Source organism: Pseudoalteromonas sp. Ld20 (assembly GCF_045064175.1).
GTDB lineage: Bacteria > Pseudomonadota > Gammaproteobacteria > Enterobacterales > Alteromonadaceae > Pseudoalteromonas > Pseudoalteromonas neustonica.
This window is the reverse complement of the sequence record NZ_JBISHB010000023.1, coordinates 88,319-107,205: the sequence shown is the minus strand read 5'-3', so window position 1 is coordinate 107,205 and position 18,887 is coordinate 88,319. Positions and strand designations below refer to the sequence as shown.

Below are 18,887 nucleotides of genomic sequence, written 5' to 3'. Positions count from 1 at the left end.
TGGGTATGATCCAGCGCTGTTGTTGAGTAAATATAGGCATAGTAAGAATATGGCATTTGTAGTCACTGAAAATTGCATTAAATGTAAATACACGGACTGTGTATCAGTATGCCCTGCAGATGCGTTTTATGAGGGGCCTAACTTTTTAGCAATTAGTCCAATTGATTGTATTGATTGTGGTTTATGTGTACCTGAGTGTCCTGCTGAAGCAATATATCAAGAAGATGAATTACCCGAATCGCAAAAAGATTTTACCGAACTTAATGCTGAACTTGCACTTGTGTGGCCGAGAATAACTGAAGTTAAACCCGCACCAGATGATGCAGACACCTGGAATGGCGTTGCAAACAAACTAAAATTAATCGAAAGTTAATTTAAATACCATTTCACCTCCAATTTATTAATTATTAATAACATTTATTTAATTAAACTATTAACAAATGACCCTGCTTGAATTAAACTTTACGAATTAATTTACTCCTGATGAGTAATCTGATTCTAAACGGATGTTTATGCAGCTTCTAAAATCGATAAATATAAAAGTATTCTTTGTCGTACTGACAGTATGTAGCTTCTTTAGCGTAGCTGAAAAGCAACAATTCAATCTGGCCCATATTGATAAAAGTATCGATATAGACGGCCAACTCAATGAACCCCATTGGCAACAAGCCACATTAGTTGCTCTGAAATATCAAAATGAACCTAATGAAAAAGGTACGCCACCGGTAAAAACTGATGCCTACCTGTATGAAGATGGCAGCTATCTATATGTTGGTTTTATTGCATACGATAATGATCCGAGTCAAATACGTGCAGCATTAAGAGACCGAGATACTTTATGGTCTGACGATAATGTCGCAATAATGATTGATACATTCAATGATGAACGTACAGGCTATGAGTTTTATGTAAATCCGCTGGGTGCTCAAGGGGATATGCGTATGACTGATACAGATGGCTGGAGTGAAGACCCATCTTGGAATGCAATTTGGGATAGCGCCGGTCAAATTACTGAGCAAGGCTATGTGGTGGAAATGCGAATTCCATTTACCGCATTGCGATTTCCTAAAAATAAAGCGGATATGACATGGAGTTTTGCTGCGTGGCGAAATTATCCTCGTGATGTGACATACCAAATGTCGAACGTCGGATTTGACCGTGACACAAAATGCAGCTTTTGCCAATTTGACAAAATTACTGGCTTTAATGCCATGGAGCCTAGTAAAAATATTCAAGTAACACCAACTTTTACAGCACTACGTCATGATGTTAAAGACACAGTGCCTGGCGATTGGGAAAATGGTGATATTGATACTGAAGCTGGTTTAGATTTACGCTGGGGGATCACGCAAGATGCGGTGATCAATGCAACAATTAACCCTGATTTCTCACAAGTGGAAGCAGATGAGTTAGAGCTGGATGTAAACACCACCTATTCAATTTATGTTGCTGAAAAGCGCCCCTTCTTTTTAGATGGCGCATCGTATTTTAAGAGTAGTCTATTTGAATTACTTTATACCCGTACTATTGCAGAGCCTGAAATTGGCGCAAAAATAACAGGTAAAACCAATAACCATAGCTATGGTTTTATGTATGCTGATGATGAAAATACCAGTGTGTTATTACCTACAAATCAAGGTTCAGGTTTTGCTAACTTAGGGGGTAAATCAAAAGCCTCAGTAGGGCGTTATCAATATGATATAGGCGAACAAGGTACCATTGGCGTAATGACTACCCATCGTGAATCAGCTGATTATCATAATACGGTATTGTCTCTTGATGGTAGTTACTGGTTTAACCAAACAGATAGTTTAATGTACCAAGTTGCTACCGCAGACACGAAGAATTCGACTTACCTTGTTGATAAATATAATTTAAAGCAAGATCAATCAGATCAAGCCTATAAAATTGAATTTACACGAGAAAAGCGTGATTATGAGTTATATGCAAGTTACGAGCACGTGGGTGAAGATTACCGTACTGATTTAGGTTACCAAGCAAAAGTTGATTACAAAAAAGTAAATCTAGGGGGCGGTCAAACCTGGTATCTCGATGCTGATAACATCATAACAGAATATTCATATGAAGCTGATTGGGATAAATCATGGGCACTTGATGGCCGCTTACTTGAAGAAGAATATGAAGCAGTTGTTGAATTAAATGGACAGTTACAGTCATTTTTACAATTTGGTTTAACCCACCGAAATGAAAATTATTATGATGAGTTTTATAACCAAAACATTGGTTTTGTGTACGGTGGGTTTAATCCAACTAATGACATTCGTTTAACATTATACAGTGAATTTGGCAGTAAAATAGATTATAGCAATGAGCAGCTAGGTGAGTTACTGGCCATTGAACCTGAGTTTACTTGGGATATTAATGACCATTGGCAAGTGCAATTAGAGCATAGCTATAGTCGTTTGAATGCTCAAAATGGCGAGCGAATTTATACTGCTAATCAAACTGATTTACGTATTTACTATAAATTTAATATGCGCTCTATGCTTAAACTGGTTATGCAGTTTGAAGATATTGACCGTAATAAAGAGGCCTATTATTATGCTGTTAATCAGACGAATCGAGAGTTAGGTAATCAGCTAATTTATTCTTACAAGATCAATGCTCAAACACTGTTTTACTTAGGGTATTCTGATAAAGGTTACCAAAATGATTCGCTGAAAAGTTTAGAACGAAATCAACGTACGTTTTTTACAAAGCTTAGCTATGCATGGCAGCTTTAAAGGAACAGTTACTTTAAGCGTTAACCGTACTTTATTAGAATTTGAAAGCCCTAATGTTAGGGCTTTTTACTTTTGAGCTAGAGATTACGTAAATAGGCTTCAACAAACTGAGCTTGATTTGGGGCTTTTGGCGCTGTTTTAAATTGAATTAACGTATCGGTGTGGCGTAGCTTTAGTTCATCAGCAAACTCACATGAAATTTTTCCAAACCGCTGTGCTTTCGTTTTAAATTCAGGTTGTTTTTTACATTGTTGTGCCAAGCTTGTTGCAATTTGAGCACAATAAGCACCGACAGCGTAGGTCTGCAGTATTTTATCATCAAGTTCTTGCCAATTAACTGTTGTTGTAATGTTTTTACCGCAAAACTTATTAAGTTCTTTGGTTGCAGCAGTTAATGCTATTTGCGATTGTTTAATGCTATTGTCACGATCAAACTTAGCCAATTTTAGTTGTATACCTTGTTCTTGTTGTGCCTGATATTGCGCATATACATCTTCAGAAATAGCGGTTGAGCGTTTATCTTTTAGTTCTGATAAGTAAATACCTTGTCGTGTATTCGGCAAATATAGCGTGTAGTTGCAACAGCTATAGCTTTTTCCTTTTGTGATTAAAGCGCGTTGTTCACCATCAAAAGTGTATTTATAAGCTTCAATACTGCCGTGAGGTTTTAAGTCAGTTAAAAAAACGACTTCATCAATTGGGCTATTAACACCGACCACTTTAATTAAAGCCTGAGACTTATCTCGGCTTTCAATGATCGTTACATGTTCGCCACTGGATGACTCTAAAAGAATAGGGTATTTTTGAAATTCAATTGCTTGAGCTGAGGAACAAAATAGAGCAAGTAAAAGTAGAATTTTTTTCATTTTTAAATCCATTTAAGTAAGTTGGGGTGAGTTTAACAATCGAGATTTATAATTAAAACAACTAATTATTACCCTCCGTTTATTATTTTTTTATTAGCGTGTTTTGATAGCGGGTAACTTCATCTGTGACAACTGATTCTAAACTTTTTAAACCCCATTGCTTACCGATTGCTATTGCTTGCTCAATGGGCAGTTTAAGCTCAGTTGCATGGTATACAGCAACAAGGGCACCGACACGATTGCTGCTGGCACAATGCAATAAAGTTGCCTCAGATGATGTTTCATTTAGCAATTTCTGTAATAAAATAGCGTTTGTAACATTTATATCAGCCTTTGAAGTTATTGGTAATGCCGCGTATTGCAAACCAAGTGTATTTACAACATCTTCTTCATCCCACTGAGTTTCATTTTTACCGCGTAGGTTTATAATATGCTTTACCCCTTTGTCAGCAAGTTGCGAAAGCTGTGCTTGTGTCGGCTGCCCTGAGGTATAAATATTTTCTTGAGGGTTAGCGAAATTGTTTAGCTTTATTAACTCAATTACTTGAGGATTTTTTTGTTCTGCTATGCAAGGTGTACTTAATAAACAGCAAGTAAATAAGATGAGAAAAAGTGCTTTCATAGTTGAGGCCTCATTTGGTAGGTATAAATGTAATAATGCCAGCGGGTGCTGGCATTATTAAAATATTATTAAGGAGTATAATAAATGGGTGAGTCAGGCCCAACAGGTAAGCCTAGAACAAAGACCCACAGATAGAACAAGGCGACCCAACCAACAAAGAATATCATGCTATATGGCAGCATCGTAGCGACGAGTGTACCAATTCCCATGTCTTTTTTATACTTAGTGGCTACCGCGAGTATGAGCCCAAAGTAACTCATCATTGGTGTGATTAAATTAGTAACAGAGTCACCAATACGGTACGCGGCTTGAATTGTCTCTGGTGCATAACCAATTAACATAAGCATTGGTACAAAAATAGGGGCGGTTACGGCCCATTGCGCCGATGAAGAGCCTAAACTTAAATTAACTAAAGCACACATAAAAATAAAGAGTACGAATACCTCGGGGCCAGTCAGATTAAGCGCTTGTAACATAGCAGCGCCATTGATTGCTAAAATAGTGCCTAAATTTGTCCATTTAAAAAATGCGACGAATTGTGCTGCAAAGAATACCAATACAATGTACATGCCCATTGAACTCATGCTTTTGCTCATAGCATCAATGACATCTTTATCATTTTTCATGGTGCCGACAACACGACCATACACAAACCCAGGAATACCAAAAGTAACAAATATAAATACGACAATCCCTTTTAAAAATGGTGATTGTGTAACTAGACCAGTTTCTGGATTACGCAAAATGCCATCAGCAGGCACAATAGTCCACGCTAATAATAGTGATACAACTAATAAAGAAAACCCTGCCCATTTTAAGCCTGACTTTTCAACGGCTGTTAAACCTTGAATATTATTTTGCTCTAAATCTGCACTTGCATCATCAGGGTTGTATTTACCAAGGCGTGGTTCAACAATTTTTTCGGTGACTAAGGTACCTAGAACTGCGATAAGTAAAACCGAAATCATCATGAAATACCAGTTAGCTTCTGCGCCAACTTGATAAGTAGGATCGATCATTTGTGCTGCAGGAGTAGTGATACCCGCAAGTAATGGATCAATAGTTCCTAATAATAAGTTGGCACTGTAACCACCGGAAACACCGGCAAAAGCGGCAGCAAGGCCCGCTAATGGGTGACGGCCTAAGCTGTGAAATATCATTGCAGCGAGCGGAATTAAAACAACGTAACCAAGCTCTGATGCGGTGTTGGATAAAATAGCCGCAAAAACAACCATAAAAGTAACTAAACGTTTTGAAGCACCCATAACCATGCCGCGCATTGCAGCAGATAAAAGCCCTGAATGCTCAGCAACACTTACACCAAGTAAGGCCACAAGCACAGTCCCTAAAGGGGCAAAGCTTGTAAAATTAGTTACTAACCCGGTCACTATGCGTTGTAAACCTTCAGCACTTAGTAAACTGACCACTTCAATAACACCATCAGGATCACGTCCTGCAGATCCAATTGGACGCGGATCAATCGCACTTAAGCCAAACCAGTCGGCGATGCCACTAAAAACAACGATGGCTACACAAAACATCGCAAATAAGGTGATAGGGTGGGGTAACATATTCCCCATAAACTCAACGGTTGCTAAAAATCGGTTAAATAACCCCGATTGTTTTTCAGGCGGTGTTGAATTCGCAGTGTCGACAACTTTTGACATAGCTGGTTCTCAAAATTTTAAAATTGCCGCAATCTATCATTTTTTACGTTTAGTATCACCTATAAACGGTGACTTACTTACTTAGTACGTTAAATTACCCCTAATGTTAGCGAACACCTTTAAATAACAAAGGGTAACGACGTAATCTGTTGCCTATATAGTCATCAGCTAATATCTGCTCACATATATCATCAACATTATTTGAGGCCTCAAATACCCAATCAAATCTTTCGATAGCTAATAAAAAACCACGTTTGAGAAAACGTTGCTGGCGATATTCATCCAAGTTTTTTCGGATAATATCTAACTTGCTCGGATCTTCACGCAAACGTTCAATTACATGGTTTATGAATACAGTGCCTTTGCTATTATTCTTAGGTCGCGCGCGACGAGGACGATGTAGTGACACAATTATTCCTCATTAAAGATGTTAATGATTTTTTTAAGAAAGTCATCTTTATGCTTGTCGTGTTCATAATCAAGATGGTAAGTATTGTGAAACCCAAATCTCAGCGTTACACCACTGCCTTTTAAATAAACCGTGTACCCATCAATATCAGAAAACGCCGTTAACCCCATATAGTATTTGCCTTCTTCAGTAATCTCACCACGTTGGATAATTCGCTCATATACCGCAAGTACTTGTTTGCCATCAATGTCATTTTTCATTGCTACTCCAAATTATTTGTTGATCTATTAATCATTACGTATGGGCATAACATTTAGTTTAAACCATCGAATTAAAGTCACTGAAAATGTCGCAAAATTACAAGTTAGCTCTTAAGTTGCTATGCTAAAGTGTTTTTATTTTAGGGATGACAAAGATGAAATATATATACGTTACAGCGTTATGGTTATTTTTATGTTTAGGCAGTGCAACTACACAGGCAAATGAATCAAGCCTGACTTTAAAAAACCAACAGGGCGAACTCTTTGAACTAAACCAAATTATAGGTAAAAAACCTGTGTATCTAAAATTCTGGGCTACGTGGTGTAAACCGTGTATGGAACAAATGCCGCATTTTCAGCATGCATATGAACAATATGGGGAGTCAGTTGATACGATAGCAATTAATATCGACCTCAATGATGATCCGAGTGCTGTGGAGGCTGTTAAAAAACGCTTTAATTTAACAATGCCGATTATGACTGATGATACCGCTAAAGTCGCGAAACACTATGAGTTTAGAGGTACGCCTTTTCATGTATTACTGGATAAAACGGGGAGAGTGATTTTTCAAGGGCATGATGCTGACAAAGCACTTGATAACACACTACGATTACTATCTCATGATGGTGTTGTTGAAAAGCCACGCTTATTGGATAAAGAGAGTCAAAAAGTAGCGCTTACTCTCACCATTCCAGACAAAGGCTTAAAAGCCGTTTTATATACAGCGACTTGGTGCGACTGGTATTTAGCGGATACTCGCCCAAAGATGGCAAAAAACTGTATTGCAGCACAAGAGCAAATAAATGCCTTAACGGCGCAGGGAATAGATACAGAGGCGAGAGTGAGTCAACTATGGACGGATGAAGCCGCTGTGGCTGAGTACGTAGAAAAATTTAAAGTGCTTCATCCACTTTATATAGATCATGGGAATGACTTATTTATTTCCAATGAAGTGAGTCAAGTTCCTACTTTATTACTCTATAAAGACGCTAAAGTAATACAGCGAGTTACTGACTTTTCAAGCCCAATTAATATGCTAAAGCAGTAATAATTTGCTTTGAATATACGAAAAACTATCCTATGCTCAAGGCTCATACCCCACTGAGCTTAGAGCATGATAGATAAGGCGTTATTACTTAAAACTCGGGAGTTATCAGATCGATTAATCGCGCTGCAAACACCGATACGTATTTTAGATGCCATTAATTGGGATAAAAGCGTAAAAGAAGAGTTTTTCAGACAAAAGTGTCAAAAGAACCCGCTCGTAGATAGAGCCTATTACCAACAACGTGATTTAGGCTTTGTCCCGAGTGATTTACGTCAAGCATTTTCTGATTTAAATCGTAATATTATCAGCCAGCTCGGGCAATTAAACCCGATAGCGCAATACATGAGCAAAATGTGTACTGAATATAAAACAGTACTGAGTATGCTTGAATACAGAGGCACACCTGAGTTCCATGACTTATCTGTCGAGTTGTTTGGGCATCCAAAAGATTTATTTCATGCGGGGGAGCCATCATTATCAGAGCTTGCAAATATGCTCGAGTTGCCTCTTAAAAACTTACTTTCTGCGGACATTTTACCTGATGACCCTAAGAATATTGATGCCGATGAAGCGGTTAAAATTCTTGCTGAACAAGTAAAATTAAGCATGCCAGGTATCGATGTTGAGGTGATGATTAGCGATGGGATCGTCAGTGACGCCGCTGCGGGCGCTAACAATATTAAGCTGAATCAAGACGTGAAGTTTTCACAACGTGAGCTAGATATTTTAGAAGTTCATGAAGGGTGGATCCATGTTGGCACCACACAAAATGGCTTAGCTCAGCCTTATTTAACATGTTTAAGCAAAGGGACACCCAGCTCTACCGTGACCCAAGAAGGGCTTGCTGTTTTAACTGAGATCATCACGCTTAAATCAACACCGCGTCGTTTAGCGAAGCTAGTAAACCGCATTCAAGCTGTGACTAAGGTGATTGATGGCGCTGAGTTTGTTGATATTTATCGAGATTACGTTGCGCAAGGTTTAAGCAAAGATGAAAGCTATACCCTGGCACAACGCGTATTTAGAGGCAGTACAGCGACAGGATTACCCTTTACAAAAGACATCGCATATATAAAAGGGTTTGTACTGGTTTATAATTTAATACGTGTAGCAATACAGCTTGGTCGTATTGATCAATTACCATTATTGTTAGTCGGTAAAATTTCGATAGATGACTTTAGACTGATTTCCCAGTTGCATGATTTAGGCGTAATAGAATCACCTAAGTTTGTGCCACCGCACTTTAAAGATTTAAGAGGTTTGGCAACGTGGCTTAGTTTTGGCCGTTTTATAGGTAACCTGTCATTTGAACAATTAGAGAATGATTATAAACCGCTATTTTTGTGATGAATTTATTACATCAATCGGTTAAATAATTGAACAACTTAACTAATTAGTATGTATTACAAAAAGGCCTTACAAAAATTGTAGGGCCTTAGTTCAGCTTTTATGTAAATAATTTAGCAAGCCGCATTATTTTATTAACGCGCGTTAGTACTTTCAAATATTTTATCTGCTGAGGCGGCAACAAAGCCGGTATAAAGCTCACCATCAGGCTTAGCATAACGAATAGCAAACTCATAAAAACAACTCGGAACGCTCATTTTTGTGTCACTAAATTCAACCTCAAAGTCATCAGCAAGTGTTGATGATTGCTCTAATAGTACAGCAGGCGAACCTTTTATTTCCCCGCCTGAAGTATTAAGTGCAAAACCTGCGTCTTTAAGTGCTTGGTTTACATCTTCAATGTTATCAAACTTGGCAAGCTCATTGATGTTTACGGTAAAGTGGTTTGCACGGTAACCCCATGCTGACATCCATGCTGCGTATTCACTCTCAGCTAATAATGCCTTGTAGGTATCAGCGTCAACTTGCCAATGAGTACCCGAATATAAAAAATTATCGCCGGTAACTGCGCTTTCGTCGATGTTTGCAACCATCTCGTTGACGATATTTTGCAATTCAGTGGAGCACTTTTCTACTAGCAGCTCAGAGATAAATACTTTTGGCTGTTTTGGATCAGTGTGTTCATAATGTTTGGCGTATAGTTTTTTAGCTTCGAAGTGGTATTCACCGCATTCTTTGTAACCTACCGCTAGAAAATGAGCTGCTAGTTTTTCAAGCCCAATTTTTTCATGGTTAAAGGTACGAAGCGCAATATGATCATTGATCACATCATCTTTTTGCGTTGATCCAAGTAATTCATGTACTTTTACAGCTGAAGGAGTGACTGCAAGGTAGTTTTGCCATAAGTTGTCAAAAAGAGTATTTACATTTGTGTGCATTTTTAATTCCTTAATTTGGTTACTGTGGCCGTTACGCCACAGGCTGATTATTCGATGATTAAGCCCGGCGCAAGGGTTGTAGGTAGATTAACCTGTGATGCTTCAACTGATGCAACAGGATATGAGCAGTAATCTGCTGCATAATAGGCGCTTGCTCTGTGGTTACCGCTGGCACCAATACCACCAAAAGGTGCCGCACTGGATGCACCTGTAATTGGGCGGTTCCAGTTAACAATTCCAGCGCGAATACGCTTTAAAAAATGATCATAGTCATCACGTGAATCACTTAATAGACCAGCAGATAAACCAAATGACGTATTGTTCGCTTCACTAATAGCACTGTCAAAATCGTTATAACGGTAAACTTTAATTAACGGTCCAAAGTGTTCTTCATCAGGAATATCAGCCACGTTGGTTACATCAATAATACCTGGGCTTACAAATCCTGTTCCTGACTTTAAATGAGCAAGCGTAACGAGTGACTTGGCACCCATCGATAATAGCTGCTGCTGAGCGGCCACCATACCTAACGCTGCTTTTTCGCTGATCATAGCGCCCATAAAGGGTTGAACTTCACTAAAACTATCCGCTACATTAATTTGTTTAGTGGCGGTGATCAGTTTTTCTAAAATGGCATCGCCATTTGGTGTGTTTTCAATAAACACACGACGCGCGCAGGTACAGCGCTGGCCAGAAGTAATAAACCCTGATTGAATGATGTCATGGACTGCGGCACTTACATCAGCTACACCTTTAATAATAAGGGGGTTATTGCCACCCATTTCTAATGCTAAAATCTTGCCAGGGTGACCTGCAAATTGTTTATGCAATAAATGGCCTGTGTTTGAACTACCAGTAAAAAATAAACCGTCAGTATCTTGATGGCTCGCAAGTGCTATACCTGTTTGCACTTCACCTTGGACAAGGTTAATGACACCTGCTGGCAAACCTGCTTTTAACCATAAACTGAGCGTGTATTGCGCGACTAAAGGCGTCAGCTCTGAGGGTTTAAATACCACCGTATTGCCAGCTAAAATGGCTGGAACAATATGGCCGTTTGGTAAATGGCCAGGAAAATTATATGGGCCAAAAATAGCGACTACGCCATGTGGTTTATGACGAATAAATGCTTTGGCACCTGGCATTGAGTTTTCTGTGGTACCCGTACGTTCGTTATGTGCATTGATAGAAATAGCAACTTTACCTGCCATTGCGCCAACTTCAGTGCGCGATTCCCAAAGTGGTTTCCCTGTCTCGCTTGCAATTATGGTAGCAAACTCTTCGCTGTGTTTTTTTAGTTGAGCAACGAAGTTTTCAAGAATTGTAATTCTATTTTCAATTGATGATTCAGCCCATGCTAATTGTGCCAGACGCGCTGACTTTACTGCAGCATCAACTTGCTCTTTACTTGCCGTTTTGCCTTGCCAGATTATCTGACCATTACTAGGGTTAATTGAATTAAAGTCATGACCTAGGCCAGCATGCCATTGGTTATTGATTAACTGTGTACTTTGAGTCTCAATGCTCATTATAAACTCCTACGAGGTTTACAGGCGGAAGAAACGCGCTGCATCCCCTTGTTTTAATTTAAGTGCGGTTGCAACTTCACGGCTAATAATTAAAGTGTGCTTGGCATGGTTATAGTGAGCGTGTTTGGTAAACGTTGCTCTGAAGTCATTCACGCCTTGGTTGCAAATAGCGAGTGTGTCGGAGCTTTGTTCATTAATATGATCCAGCTCACCAATTGATATCGGGCACACTAAGGATTCACGCACACTGCGTATATTTCCTAACTTTGCTTCAACGGTTGGCCCAGCATCAAATAAATCAACGTAGCCACGATGTTCAAAGCCTTCTTTTTCAAGGAGTTTCAGTGCAGGTTTTGTATGCTCATGAACTTTTCCTATTACTGCCTGCGCTTTCTTACTGAGTAAATTGGCATAAATAGGGTATTTAGGCATGAGTTCACTTATAAACGATTTATCGCCTAAACCAACAAGGTGATCAGCTTGAGGAAATTCAATACTAAAAAAGTGTTCTTCAAGCCATTGCCAAAAAGGTGAGTGGCCGTCTTCGTCGCTTACACCGCGCATTTCGGCAATGATCGTGTCAGCAAATCGTTCACTGTGCTGTGCCATAAACAAAAATCGTGAACGTGATAAAAAACGTCCAGCCAAGCCTTTACGGCTGTCTTCGCGTAAAAATAATGTACAAATCTCAGAGCAGCCTGTGTAATCATTACACATGCTTAAAATATCAACTGTGTTATATACTTTCAGGGTTGCAGAGTGGTGAACTGTTTTACCTAGATGGTAATGGTATAATGGCACGTTCAAACCCACCGCAGCCTCAATCGCTGTGGTGCCAACGACTTGCCCTGTTTCACTGTCCTCTAATACGAATAAGTAAGTTTCGTCGTGGGGCTGAGTAATGTTTTTCGCGAAACTCCTTTCTGCGCGTTCAATTTTTTCTAGCAATAAAGCATCATCAACGGGCAATGATGTAAAACCATGGCCAGATTCGATTGCAATTTGCTTTAACGCATCAAAATCGTTGGCGGTGATAGGACGTAATACTTGCATTCAAAGTGCTCCATTAGCACCCATGTAGGGTGCTAAATTAGGTTAAGCGTTTACAACATCTGCCACTGCTTTTTCAAAGCGTGCTAAACCTTCTTTTATATCCTCTAGTGGGATCACGAGCGAAGGTGTAAACCGAATAACGTTTGTACCAGCGACCAAACTCATAAGTCCGTGTTCAGTACTTGCGACGAGAAAGTCCCGTGCACGTCCTTCAAACTTACTGTTAAGTACAGCACCTAATAATAGACCTTTACCACGGACTTCACTAAATACGTCGTATTTTTCGTTGATTTGAGCAAAGCCGGCTCGAAAAAGTTGTTCACGTTCTTTAACGCCAGCAAGTACAGCAGGGGTATTAACGGTATCAAATGCAGCTTCTGCAACGGCGCAAGCTAATGGGTTGCCACCATATGTTGAGCCATGTGTACCAATTTTTAGATGTGCTGCAATGTCGGTTGTTGTGATCATTGCGCCAATTGGAAATCCCCCACCAAGGGCTTTTGCTGTTGTTAAAATATCAGGGGTTACACCTAATTCTTCGTATGCATAAAGAGACCCTGTACGGCCAACACCCGTTTGCACTTCATCAAAGATAAGTAATGCATTGTGTTTGTCGCACAAAGTGCGCACACCTTTAATAAAATCGCTTGTAGGCGAAATAATACCACCTTCACCTTGCAAGGGCTCCATCATAACCGCACATGTCTTGTCGCTAATAAGTGCTTCAAATGCGTTCAAATCATTGTAGTCACAATGATCGATTGCAGCAGGTTTAGGGCCAAATCCATCAGAATAGGCGGCTTGCCCACCTACAGTTACAGTGAAAAATGTACGACCGTGAAAGCCTTTGTTAAATGCGATAATTTGCGTTTTGTCAGCACCATGTATATCCAACGCAAAACGACGAGCAAGTTTAAGTGCCGCTTCGTTTGCTTCTGCTCCTGAGTTCGCAAAATAAACTTTGTCTGCGAATGTTGCATCGGTAATTTTCTTTGCTAAACGCAATGCAGGCTCATTAGTCATAACATTTGATAAATGCCAAATTTTCTCGCCTTGCTCTTTTAAAGCATTTACAAGTGCAGGGTGACAATGCCCTAAACAATTAACCGCTATGCCACCGGCGAAATCAATAAACTCTTTATCGTTTTGATCCCACACTCGTGATCCTTGTCCGCGAACAGGAATAACATCCGACGGGTTGTAGTTTGGAACCATAACATGATTGAATAAGTCTCTATTTACTTGCATTTGACGCACCTAAAATAACGAATATGAGAGGATAAATTATAAAAAAGTTATAAAAACGAATATTTATAAAATATATAGCTGCTTAAAAACAGCTCTTTAGTTGTTGTTTTACTATTATCATGGTTCAGAGATTCAATTTGCAGTGCTATTTTGTTAAAATTGACGATAATAAAAAGCAAAATAACGAAGAGTGTTGCCAAAATGATTAGTCAACAAGATGAAAGATTACTATCTATACTACGTACAAACGCACGTGCGAGTATTTCAGATTTAGCAAGAGCGTTAAATTTGTCACGCTCTACAGTACAAAGTAGGATGCTAAAACTCGAAGAAAGCGGCATTATTAAAGGGTACAGTGTTGATTATGGAGAGGCGTATTTAAATGCCATGGTATCGGCACACGTTTCGATTAAAGTGAAGCAAAAGCTAACAACAAAAACCAATCTTGAACTAAAGCAAATTGACGCTATTTCACAACTTTATGCAATTAGCGGTGAATTTGATTTAATTGCAGTTGTTCAAGCGCAAAATTTAGAAAAGCTAAGTCATTTACTCGATGATATTGGTAATTTAGATGGCGTTGAGCGTACAACCTCATCGGTTATCTTAGAGACCAAATTTAAGCGGTAATATGTAGGGTTACCTCCGTTGAGAAAATAGGATGGGATTAAACTTTACTTAAAATAACTTTACTAATATTTTAAGCTTAAATTGTATTAACACACTATACTATACCCAAGCCACCTCAATATGCAGAGTTCAGCGTTTCACAGGGGCCTAATATCAAGGCGTTACTTTGCAAGAATGGCAGTCCCTTTTAAGAAGCAACAACGATGAGAGTAAGTGCCGGTGAAACGCCCAATGGGTTGGTTTTAAAACGATTTATACTGCGTTACTTTTATAAGGGATTGATTTTAACAATAGAACCACTATTACTTGCAATCAATGCCTTGCCTAAATCGTTTTAAATTCCAACGACGCTCACATATTGAGGTGGTTTGGGTATATTAATTCAGTACTTATTTTATTCTGTAAATTATTATCAATTTGCTAGTTACTCGAATACAGAGGTCATATGCAGGAAAGTTTATTAAATTCTGTTATTAAAATAACTAAAAATAGAGACATTGATTCACTAGAATATAGCCTTATTTCAACAATTAATGAGTTTGTTGATTGCTCAGAAATTGCTGTTTATAAAGATTTGGATGTCCAAGAAGAATTGACAATTGAACGTAGTTTGTCTTTGCAGACTCTTAACGATAAAGAATTTATCTGGGGGCCAAGACAGATAATAGATGATCCCGAACCTGAACTTGTATCGTGCTTACGCTCTGCATGTATTATCACAGTGAAGTCGAATGATGGAGTTGAAAAGCGCTGGTTGCCAATTTCATTTCAAGACAAACCCATAGGCGCAATCTCAATAGTATGTAACGAATTGAAAAGTGCGGATCAAGTATTACTGAACGCTTTTTGCCGAATCTTTGAAAACTACTTATTTATTTTACATGAAAATGAGCGAGATAAGCTAACGGGGTTGCTAAACCGTCAAACTTTTGATAAAAAAATTAAGCAGCTCATTGAAAAACAGGTACTAAAGCAACACAAGTTAACGAAGGTTGATTGCCATAGGAAGTTAAAGCAAAGCTCAACATCTTGGCTTGCAATGATTGATATTGATCACTTTAAAAGTATTAATGACAAGTTCGGACACGTCTGTGGAGACGAGGTGTTACTGGTACTTGCTCAGAGAATGCGTCATTTTTTTCGTTCGACCGATTTGATATTTCGTTTTGGTGGCGAGGAATTTGTTATTGTATTTGAACCAACTAATTTTGAATCAATTAATGAAAAGATGAGTCAATTTCTTGAGATGATAAGAGCAACTCATTTCCCATTTGTAGCAAAGATGACCCTGAGTATCGGTATGTCGCGTATCAGCCCTTATGACTTTCCGATAACGGTATTAGAAAATGCAGATAAGGCACTGTATTACGCAAAAGAAAATGGACGCGATAAACTTTGTTTTTATGAGGAGCTAATTGCTGATAACTTGATTGATTCACCTGATAAGAGTTCAGACATCGATTTATTCTGATCTATTACTTGAGGCAGACCTGATTATTTTATTCTTTTTTACTTCATCAAGCTTGATGATATAAGCATTCCCGCCGATCCCTTTAAATTCCTCGTCTGTGAAGACTATGGTATTTTCATCGTAGAACGTAATAGCTTCTTTTTGAGTAACAATACCTAAATCAATACGCGATACGTCACCGGAAAAAAACTTATCTTCGGAGAAGTTTTCGAATAACCAAATACTGGTTGAATCAAGTAATACAAGTTTTTTTCGATCAGGGCTTAGTGCTGCGGAAGTTATCCAACATAGCTTTTCCATTGTTGTGCAGGTTTTAAAAGATCCGACAAGTTTTGCGTCAAAATTAGCTGCATGATCACCTACTCTGTATACATTAGTTATGCCATCAAAGGGAACAGTGCGATTTTTAGTAAATAGATATAAATGACGACCAAAAGCAACAAATGCTTCTAAATCAAAATTGCGTTTACTTGCAGCAATAGGGCTCCCATCAAGTTCAGGATACGTAAACTTTATGATTTCAGCCTCTGTGGTGTTTGTTTTTATATCAATCGGGTTTTCAATTTTATAAATTGTTAGCCATTTTCGCTCTTGTTTATTATTGCCAAAATCACCTAAAAAGAAGTGCCCGAAGTCATTTTGAGTCATATCCTCCCAATCAATATTTTTTGCGTTTGTGACAAGTACTTCCTTGGCGATAGACCCATCTTCTCTTAGGCGATAAAGTTTAGCTTCGTCACCACCATCGTTTATAGCCCACAGGTGATTACCTTTATCAAACTCAATACCGGAAATTTCTTTTAGTTTAGGATCGACACTCACTGCCTTTTTACTATATAGGGTATAAATTGAAATGCTTATTGAAATAGTTGTAACTAAAAATACGATAGAGATAAGTGAATATAGGCTTTTTTTAAGCATGTATGAGGATGTCTAAGTACTAAATTGCTAACTATTATTATCTATTTTAGCGTAAATTTCTACGTCTAATAAATTTAGAGTCAATATTTAACTTTCCAGATTCCACACGCCGGTCCCCGTCGCTGCGATATGATTAACATTACCTTGTAAAACTTTATTACCAACATTTAGCGATGACTGTGGACGACTTACAAGGTAACCCTGTACGCTGCTAATTCCCATACGTTTTACTAGTTCAAATTGTTCTATTTCTTCAACACCTTCTGCAACAATTTTAAGCCCTAATTTTGTGCCTAGTTCACTGATTGAGTTTAGAATTTCATTATATTTAGGGTTTTCGTTAGCTTGTGCGATGAATAATCGATCTATTTTTATTACATCAATTGGCAAATCAGCTAGAGTACTTAAAGAGCTAAAACCAGTACCAAAATCATCAATGGCGATGGTTACACCTTCTTTTCGCAATTTTTCAAGTTCATTAATTATAGTCTCACTGGCTGTTATCAACGTTGATTCCGTTATTTCTAGCATCAAGGAGCTTGGTGGAAGTCCTGTTTTAGCTAGTTTTTTCATTACCCATTCGTGAATTGGACGATGTTTAAGTTGGATACCTGACACATTGACAGATATTTTTACTTTACGCATACCAGCATTATGCCATGCTGACATTTGTCTACACGACTCGAGCATTATCCAATCACCAAGCTCTAAAATAAGATTTGATTCTTCTGCTATCGGAATAAACTCAACAGGGGATATTGCACCTTCTACAGGGTGATCCCAACGGACTAGAGCTTCAAAGTAATCTATTGCACAGTCTTCTACGTGAACAATGGGCTGAAAAGATAAGTGAAAATTCTGACACGCTATTGCTAAACGTAACTCTTCTAATAAATAATGGTAACGACGCATCTTGTTGCCCATTTCAGGCGAATAGACCTTAAAAATACCACGACCATCTGTTTTTGCCCGATACATAGCCACATCGGCCATTTGTAATAACGCATGGGGTGTTGATGCGCTTTCTGGGTAAACGGCAATACCGACACTGGCACTAATTTTTATAATTTTATTACCGAGTACAAAGTCACGTTCTATTTCATTTAAAACGTGTTGAGCAACATCTAAGGTTTTAGTGTCAGAATCGATTTCATTAATAAAAATTGAGAACTCATCACCACCTAAGCGAGCTAAATTTTGTTCTAATAAACTGGTCGGATTTAAATCATTCAGTTTATGGTGGCGAAGAACATTAGCAAGTCGCTCGGCGACTTGAATGAGTACTTCATCACCAAAGCTATGTCCAAATGAATCATTAACTTGTTTAAAGCCATCCAAATCAATGAACAATAATGCACAGTTAATGTTTTTTATTTCAGCGCCATTTAGCTGACGATCTAAGTGCTCGATGTAAGCATGGCGATCAATCAGTAGCGTGAGCTTATCTTGGCAAATACTTGTTTGAGTTTCTCGTGCGTATGTAGTGACATGGTTATTGAGGGCGTTAATTGCTTGGCTCAATTTTGCTACTGATGTGGGATTATCAAGTGGAGGAAGCTGAATATTAAAAGCACTTACCAATTTATGTGTTTGCAGGTGTAATTGGTTAATAACATTATGTTCGCGCTTTATTTGGCGAGCCTTCCCTAAATACCAAGTTAACCATAAGCCCAGCAATATTAATAATATTAAATTGGCAGGGGATAGTAGTGTTGCGTTTAAAACAGATGACGCTTTGGCAGTAATAAACTCGGTCTCTGTAATTTTTATTAATAAATAGTCGTTGTTATTACTGTGTATTAGATGGTGTCCGCTCAATATCGGATTGTACCAAGGCGGCATTTCAAGCTGTGTATTGGCGATTTTAAACGTACGTAGAGCTATGTTTGATTGCTGAGGGTTGATGTTGTTGATTTGTTTTGTAAGCAATACATTTAGGCAATAGCCAAAAACAATAATGGCTATTAAAGCAATACCGAAAGAACGAAAAAAGTTAGTCATTACATTAGCCATAAGGATCCCATTTCAGCTTTGAAGTTATTATTAGGGATTGAAGGTTTTTCTCAGTATATAGTTTGTGACAGCGGGTGACAAAACATTTCGAGTACAATTGTACAGGAGTGATCATTTTTA

General features: G+C 38.4%; 17 protein-coding genes. 6 read left to right on the top strand and 11 right to left on the bottom strand.

Going from position 1 to position 18,887, the window contains the following annotated elements; translation table 11 throughout:
• The first annotated feature begins 49 nt into the window (after positions 1-49).
• Both fdxA and ACJJVX_RS00745 read left to right on the top strand, forming a co-directional pair.
• Complete coding sequence (gene fdxA / locus ACJJVX_RS00750) at positions 50-373, top strand: ferredoxin FdxA (RefSeq protein WP_054203897.1); 324 nt, start codon at positions 50-52, stop codon at positions 371-373.
• A 133-nt stretch (positions 374-506) separates the two neighbouring features.
• Positions 507-2,744, top strand: coding sequence for a carbohydrate binding family 9 domain-containing protein (locus ACJJVX_RS00745; RefSeq protein WP_099458977.1), 2,238 nt, complete (start codon positions 507-509; stop codon positions 2,742-2,744).
• 77 nt (positions 2,745-2,821) lie between these two features.
• Here the strand turns inward: ACJJVX_RS00745 and ACJJVX_RS00740 are convergent, their stop codons facing one another.
• The 5 genes from ACJJVX_RS00740 to ACJJVX_RS00720 all read right to left on the bottom strand — a co-directional run bounded on the left by ACJJVX_RS00740 (position 2,822) and on the right by ACJJVX_RS00720 (position 6,568).
• Positions 2,822-3,610, bottom strand: coding sequence for a hypothetical protein (locus ACJJVX_RS00740; protein ID WP_054203816.1), 789 nt, complete (start codon positions 3,608-3,610; stop codon positions 2,822-2,824).
• 82 nt (positions 3,611-3,692) lie between these two features.
• Positions 3,693-4,232, bottom strand: a complete 540-nt coding sequence (locus ACJJVX_RS00735) for a fused DSP-PTPase phosphatase/NAD kinase-like protein (RefSeq protein WP_405629569.1) — start codon at positions 4,230-4,232, stop codon at positions 3,693-3,695.
• A 68-nt stretch (positions 4,233-4,300) separates the two neighbouring features.
• Positions 4,301-5,899: an AbgT family transporter gene (locus tag ACJJVX_RS00730; protein ID WP_054203814.1), complete on the bottom strand. Its 1,599-nt coding sequence runs from the start codon at positions 5,897-5,899 to the stop codon at positions 4,301-4,303.
• A 106-nt stretch (positions 5,900-6,005) separates the two neighbouring features.
• Complete coding sequence (locus ACJJVX_RS00725; protein ID WP_170172815.1) at positions 6,006-6,308, bottom strand: hypothetical protein; 303 nt, start codon at positions 6,306-6,308, stop codon at positions 6,006-6,008.
• 2 nt (positions 6,309-6,310) lie between these two features.
• A complete protein-coding gene (locus ACJJVX_RS00720) occupies positions 6,311-6,568 on the bottom strand; it encodes a DUF3081 domain-containing protein (protein ID WP_054203812.1) in 258 nt (85 codons plus the stop codon).
• Between the two features lie 155 nt (positions 6,569-6,723).
• On the opposite strand from ACJJVX_RS00720, the gene ACJJVX_RS00715 reads away from it, so the two are divergent.
• Both ACJJVX_RS00715 and ACJJVX_RS00710 read left to right on the top strand, forming a co-directional pair.
• On the top strand, positions 6,724-7,617 hold the full coding sequence (locus tag ACJJVX_RS00715) for a TlpA disulfide reductase family protein (RefSeq protein WP_054454685.1): 894 nt from the start codon (positions 6,724-6,726) through the stop codon (positions 7,615-7,617).
• A 66-nt stretch (positions 7,618-7,683) separates the two neighbouring features.
• Positions 7,684-8,964 (top strand): flavohemoglobin expression-modulating QEGLA motif protein, encoded by a 1,281-nt coding sequence (locus tag ACJJVX_RS00710; protein WP_054203810.1) that lies wholly within the window; start codon positions 7,684-7,686, stop codon positions 8,962-8,964.
• Between the two features lie 134 nt (positions 8,965-9,098).
• Here ACJJVX_RS00710 and ACJJVX_RS00705 read toward each other — a convergent pair whose 3' ends face one another.
• Genes ACJJVX_RS00705 through ACJJVX_RS00690 form a run of 4 tightly spaced genes read right to left on the bottom strand, consistent with a single transcriptional unit; the run spans position 9,099 to position 13,732 of the window.
• Positions 9,099-9,902, bottom strand: a complete 804-nt coding sequence (locus tag ACJJVX_RS00705) for a DUF1338 domain-containing protein (RefSeq protein WP_054203809.1) — start codon at positions 9,900-9,902, stop codon at positions 9,099-9,101.
• 47 nt (positions 9,903-9,949) lie between these two features.
• The gene (astD, locus tag ACJJVX_RS00700; protein ID WP_405629565.1) at positions 9,950-11,431 is read right to left on the bottom strand and encodes a succinylglutamate-semialdehyde dehydrogenase; all 1,482 of its coding nucleotides are present in this window, start codon (positions 11,429-11,431) and stop codon (positions 9,950-9,952) included.
• Positions 11,432-11,449: 18 nt separating this feature from the next.
• On the bottom strand, positions 11,450-12,484 hold the full coding sequence (astA, locus tag ACJJVX_RS00695; RefSeq protein WP_054203807.1) for an arginine N-succinyltransferase: 1,035 nt from the start codon (positions 12,482-12,484) through the stop codon (positions 11,450-11,452).
• 42 nt (positions 12,485-12,526) lie between these two features.
• Entirely contained in the window at positions 12,527-13,732 is a 1,206-nt protein-coding gene (locus ACJJVX_RS00690; protein ID WP_054203806.1) for an aspartate aminotransferase family protein, read from the bottom strand.
• Positions 13,733-13,933: 201 nt separating this feature from the next.
• Here ACJJVX_RS00690 and ACJJVX_RS00685 point away from each other — a divergent pair, with 201 nt between their 5' ends.
• Together ACJJVX_RS00685 and ACJJVX_RS00680 are read left to right on the top strand one after the other, a co-directional pair.
• Entirely contained in the window at positions 13,934-14,362 is a 429-nt protein-coding gene (locus ACJJVX_RS00685; RefSeq protein WP_054203805.1) for an Lrp/AsnC family transcriptional regulator, read from the top strand.
• 445 nt (positions 14,363-14,807) lie between these two features.
• Positions 14,808-15,833 carry a GGDEF domain-containing protein gene (locus tag ACJJVX_RS00680; RefSeq protein ID WP_054203804.1) on the top strand — a complete coding sequence of 342 codons (1,026 nt, stop codon included), beginning with the start codon at positions 14,808-14,810 and terminating at the stop codon, positions 15,831-15,833.
• Here ACJJVX_RS00680 and ACJJVX_RS00675 read toward each other — a convergent pair.
• Positions 15,825-16,754 (bottom strand): hypothetical protein, encoded by a 930-nt coding sequence (locus ACJJVX_RS00675; RefSeq protein WP_054203803.1) that lies wholly within the window; start codon positions 16,752-16,754, stop codon positions 15,825-15,827. The two genes, ACJJVX_RS00680 and ACJJVX_RS00675, sit on opposite strands and share 9 nt — an antisense overlap.
• 87 nt (positions 16,755-16,841) lie before the next feature.
• A complete protein-coding gene (locus ACJJVX_RS00670) occupies positions 16,842-18,767 on the bottom strand; it encodes a bifunctional diguanylate cyclase/phosphodiesterase (protein WP_231658973.1) in 1,926 nt (641 codons plus the stop codon).
• Positions 18,768-18,887 lie beyond the last annotated feature (120 nt).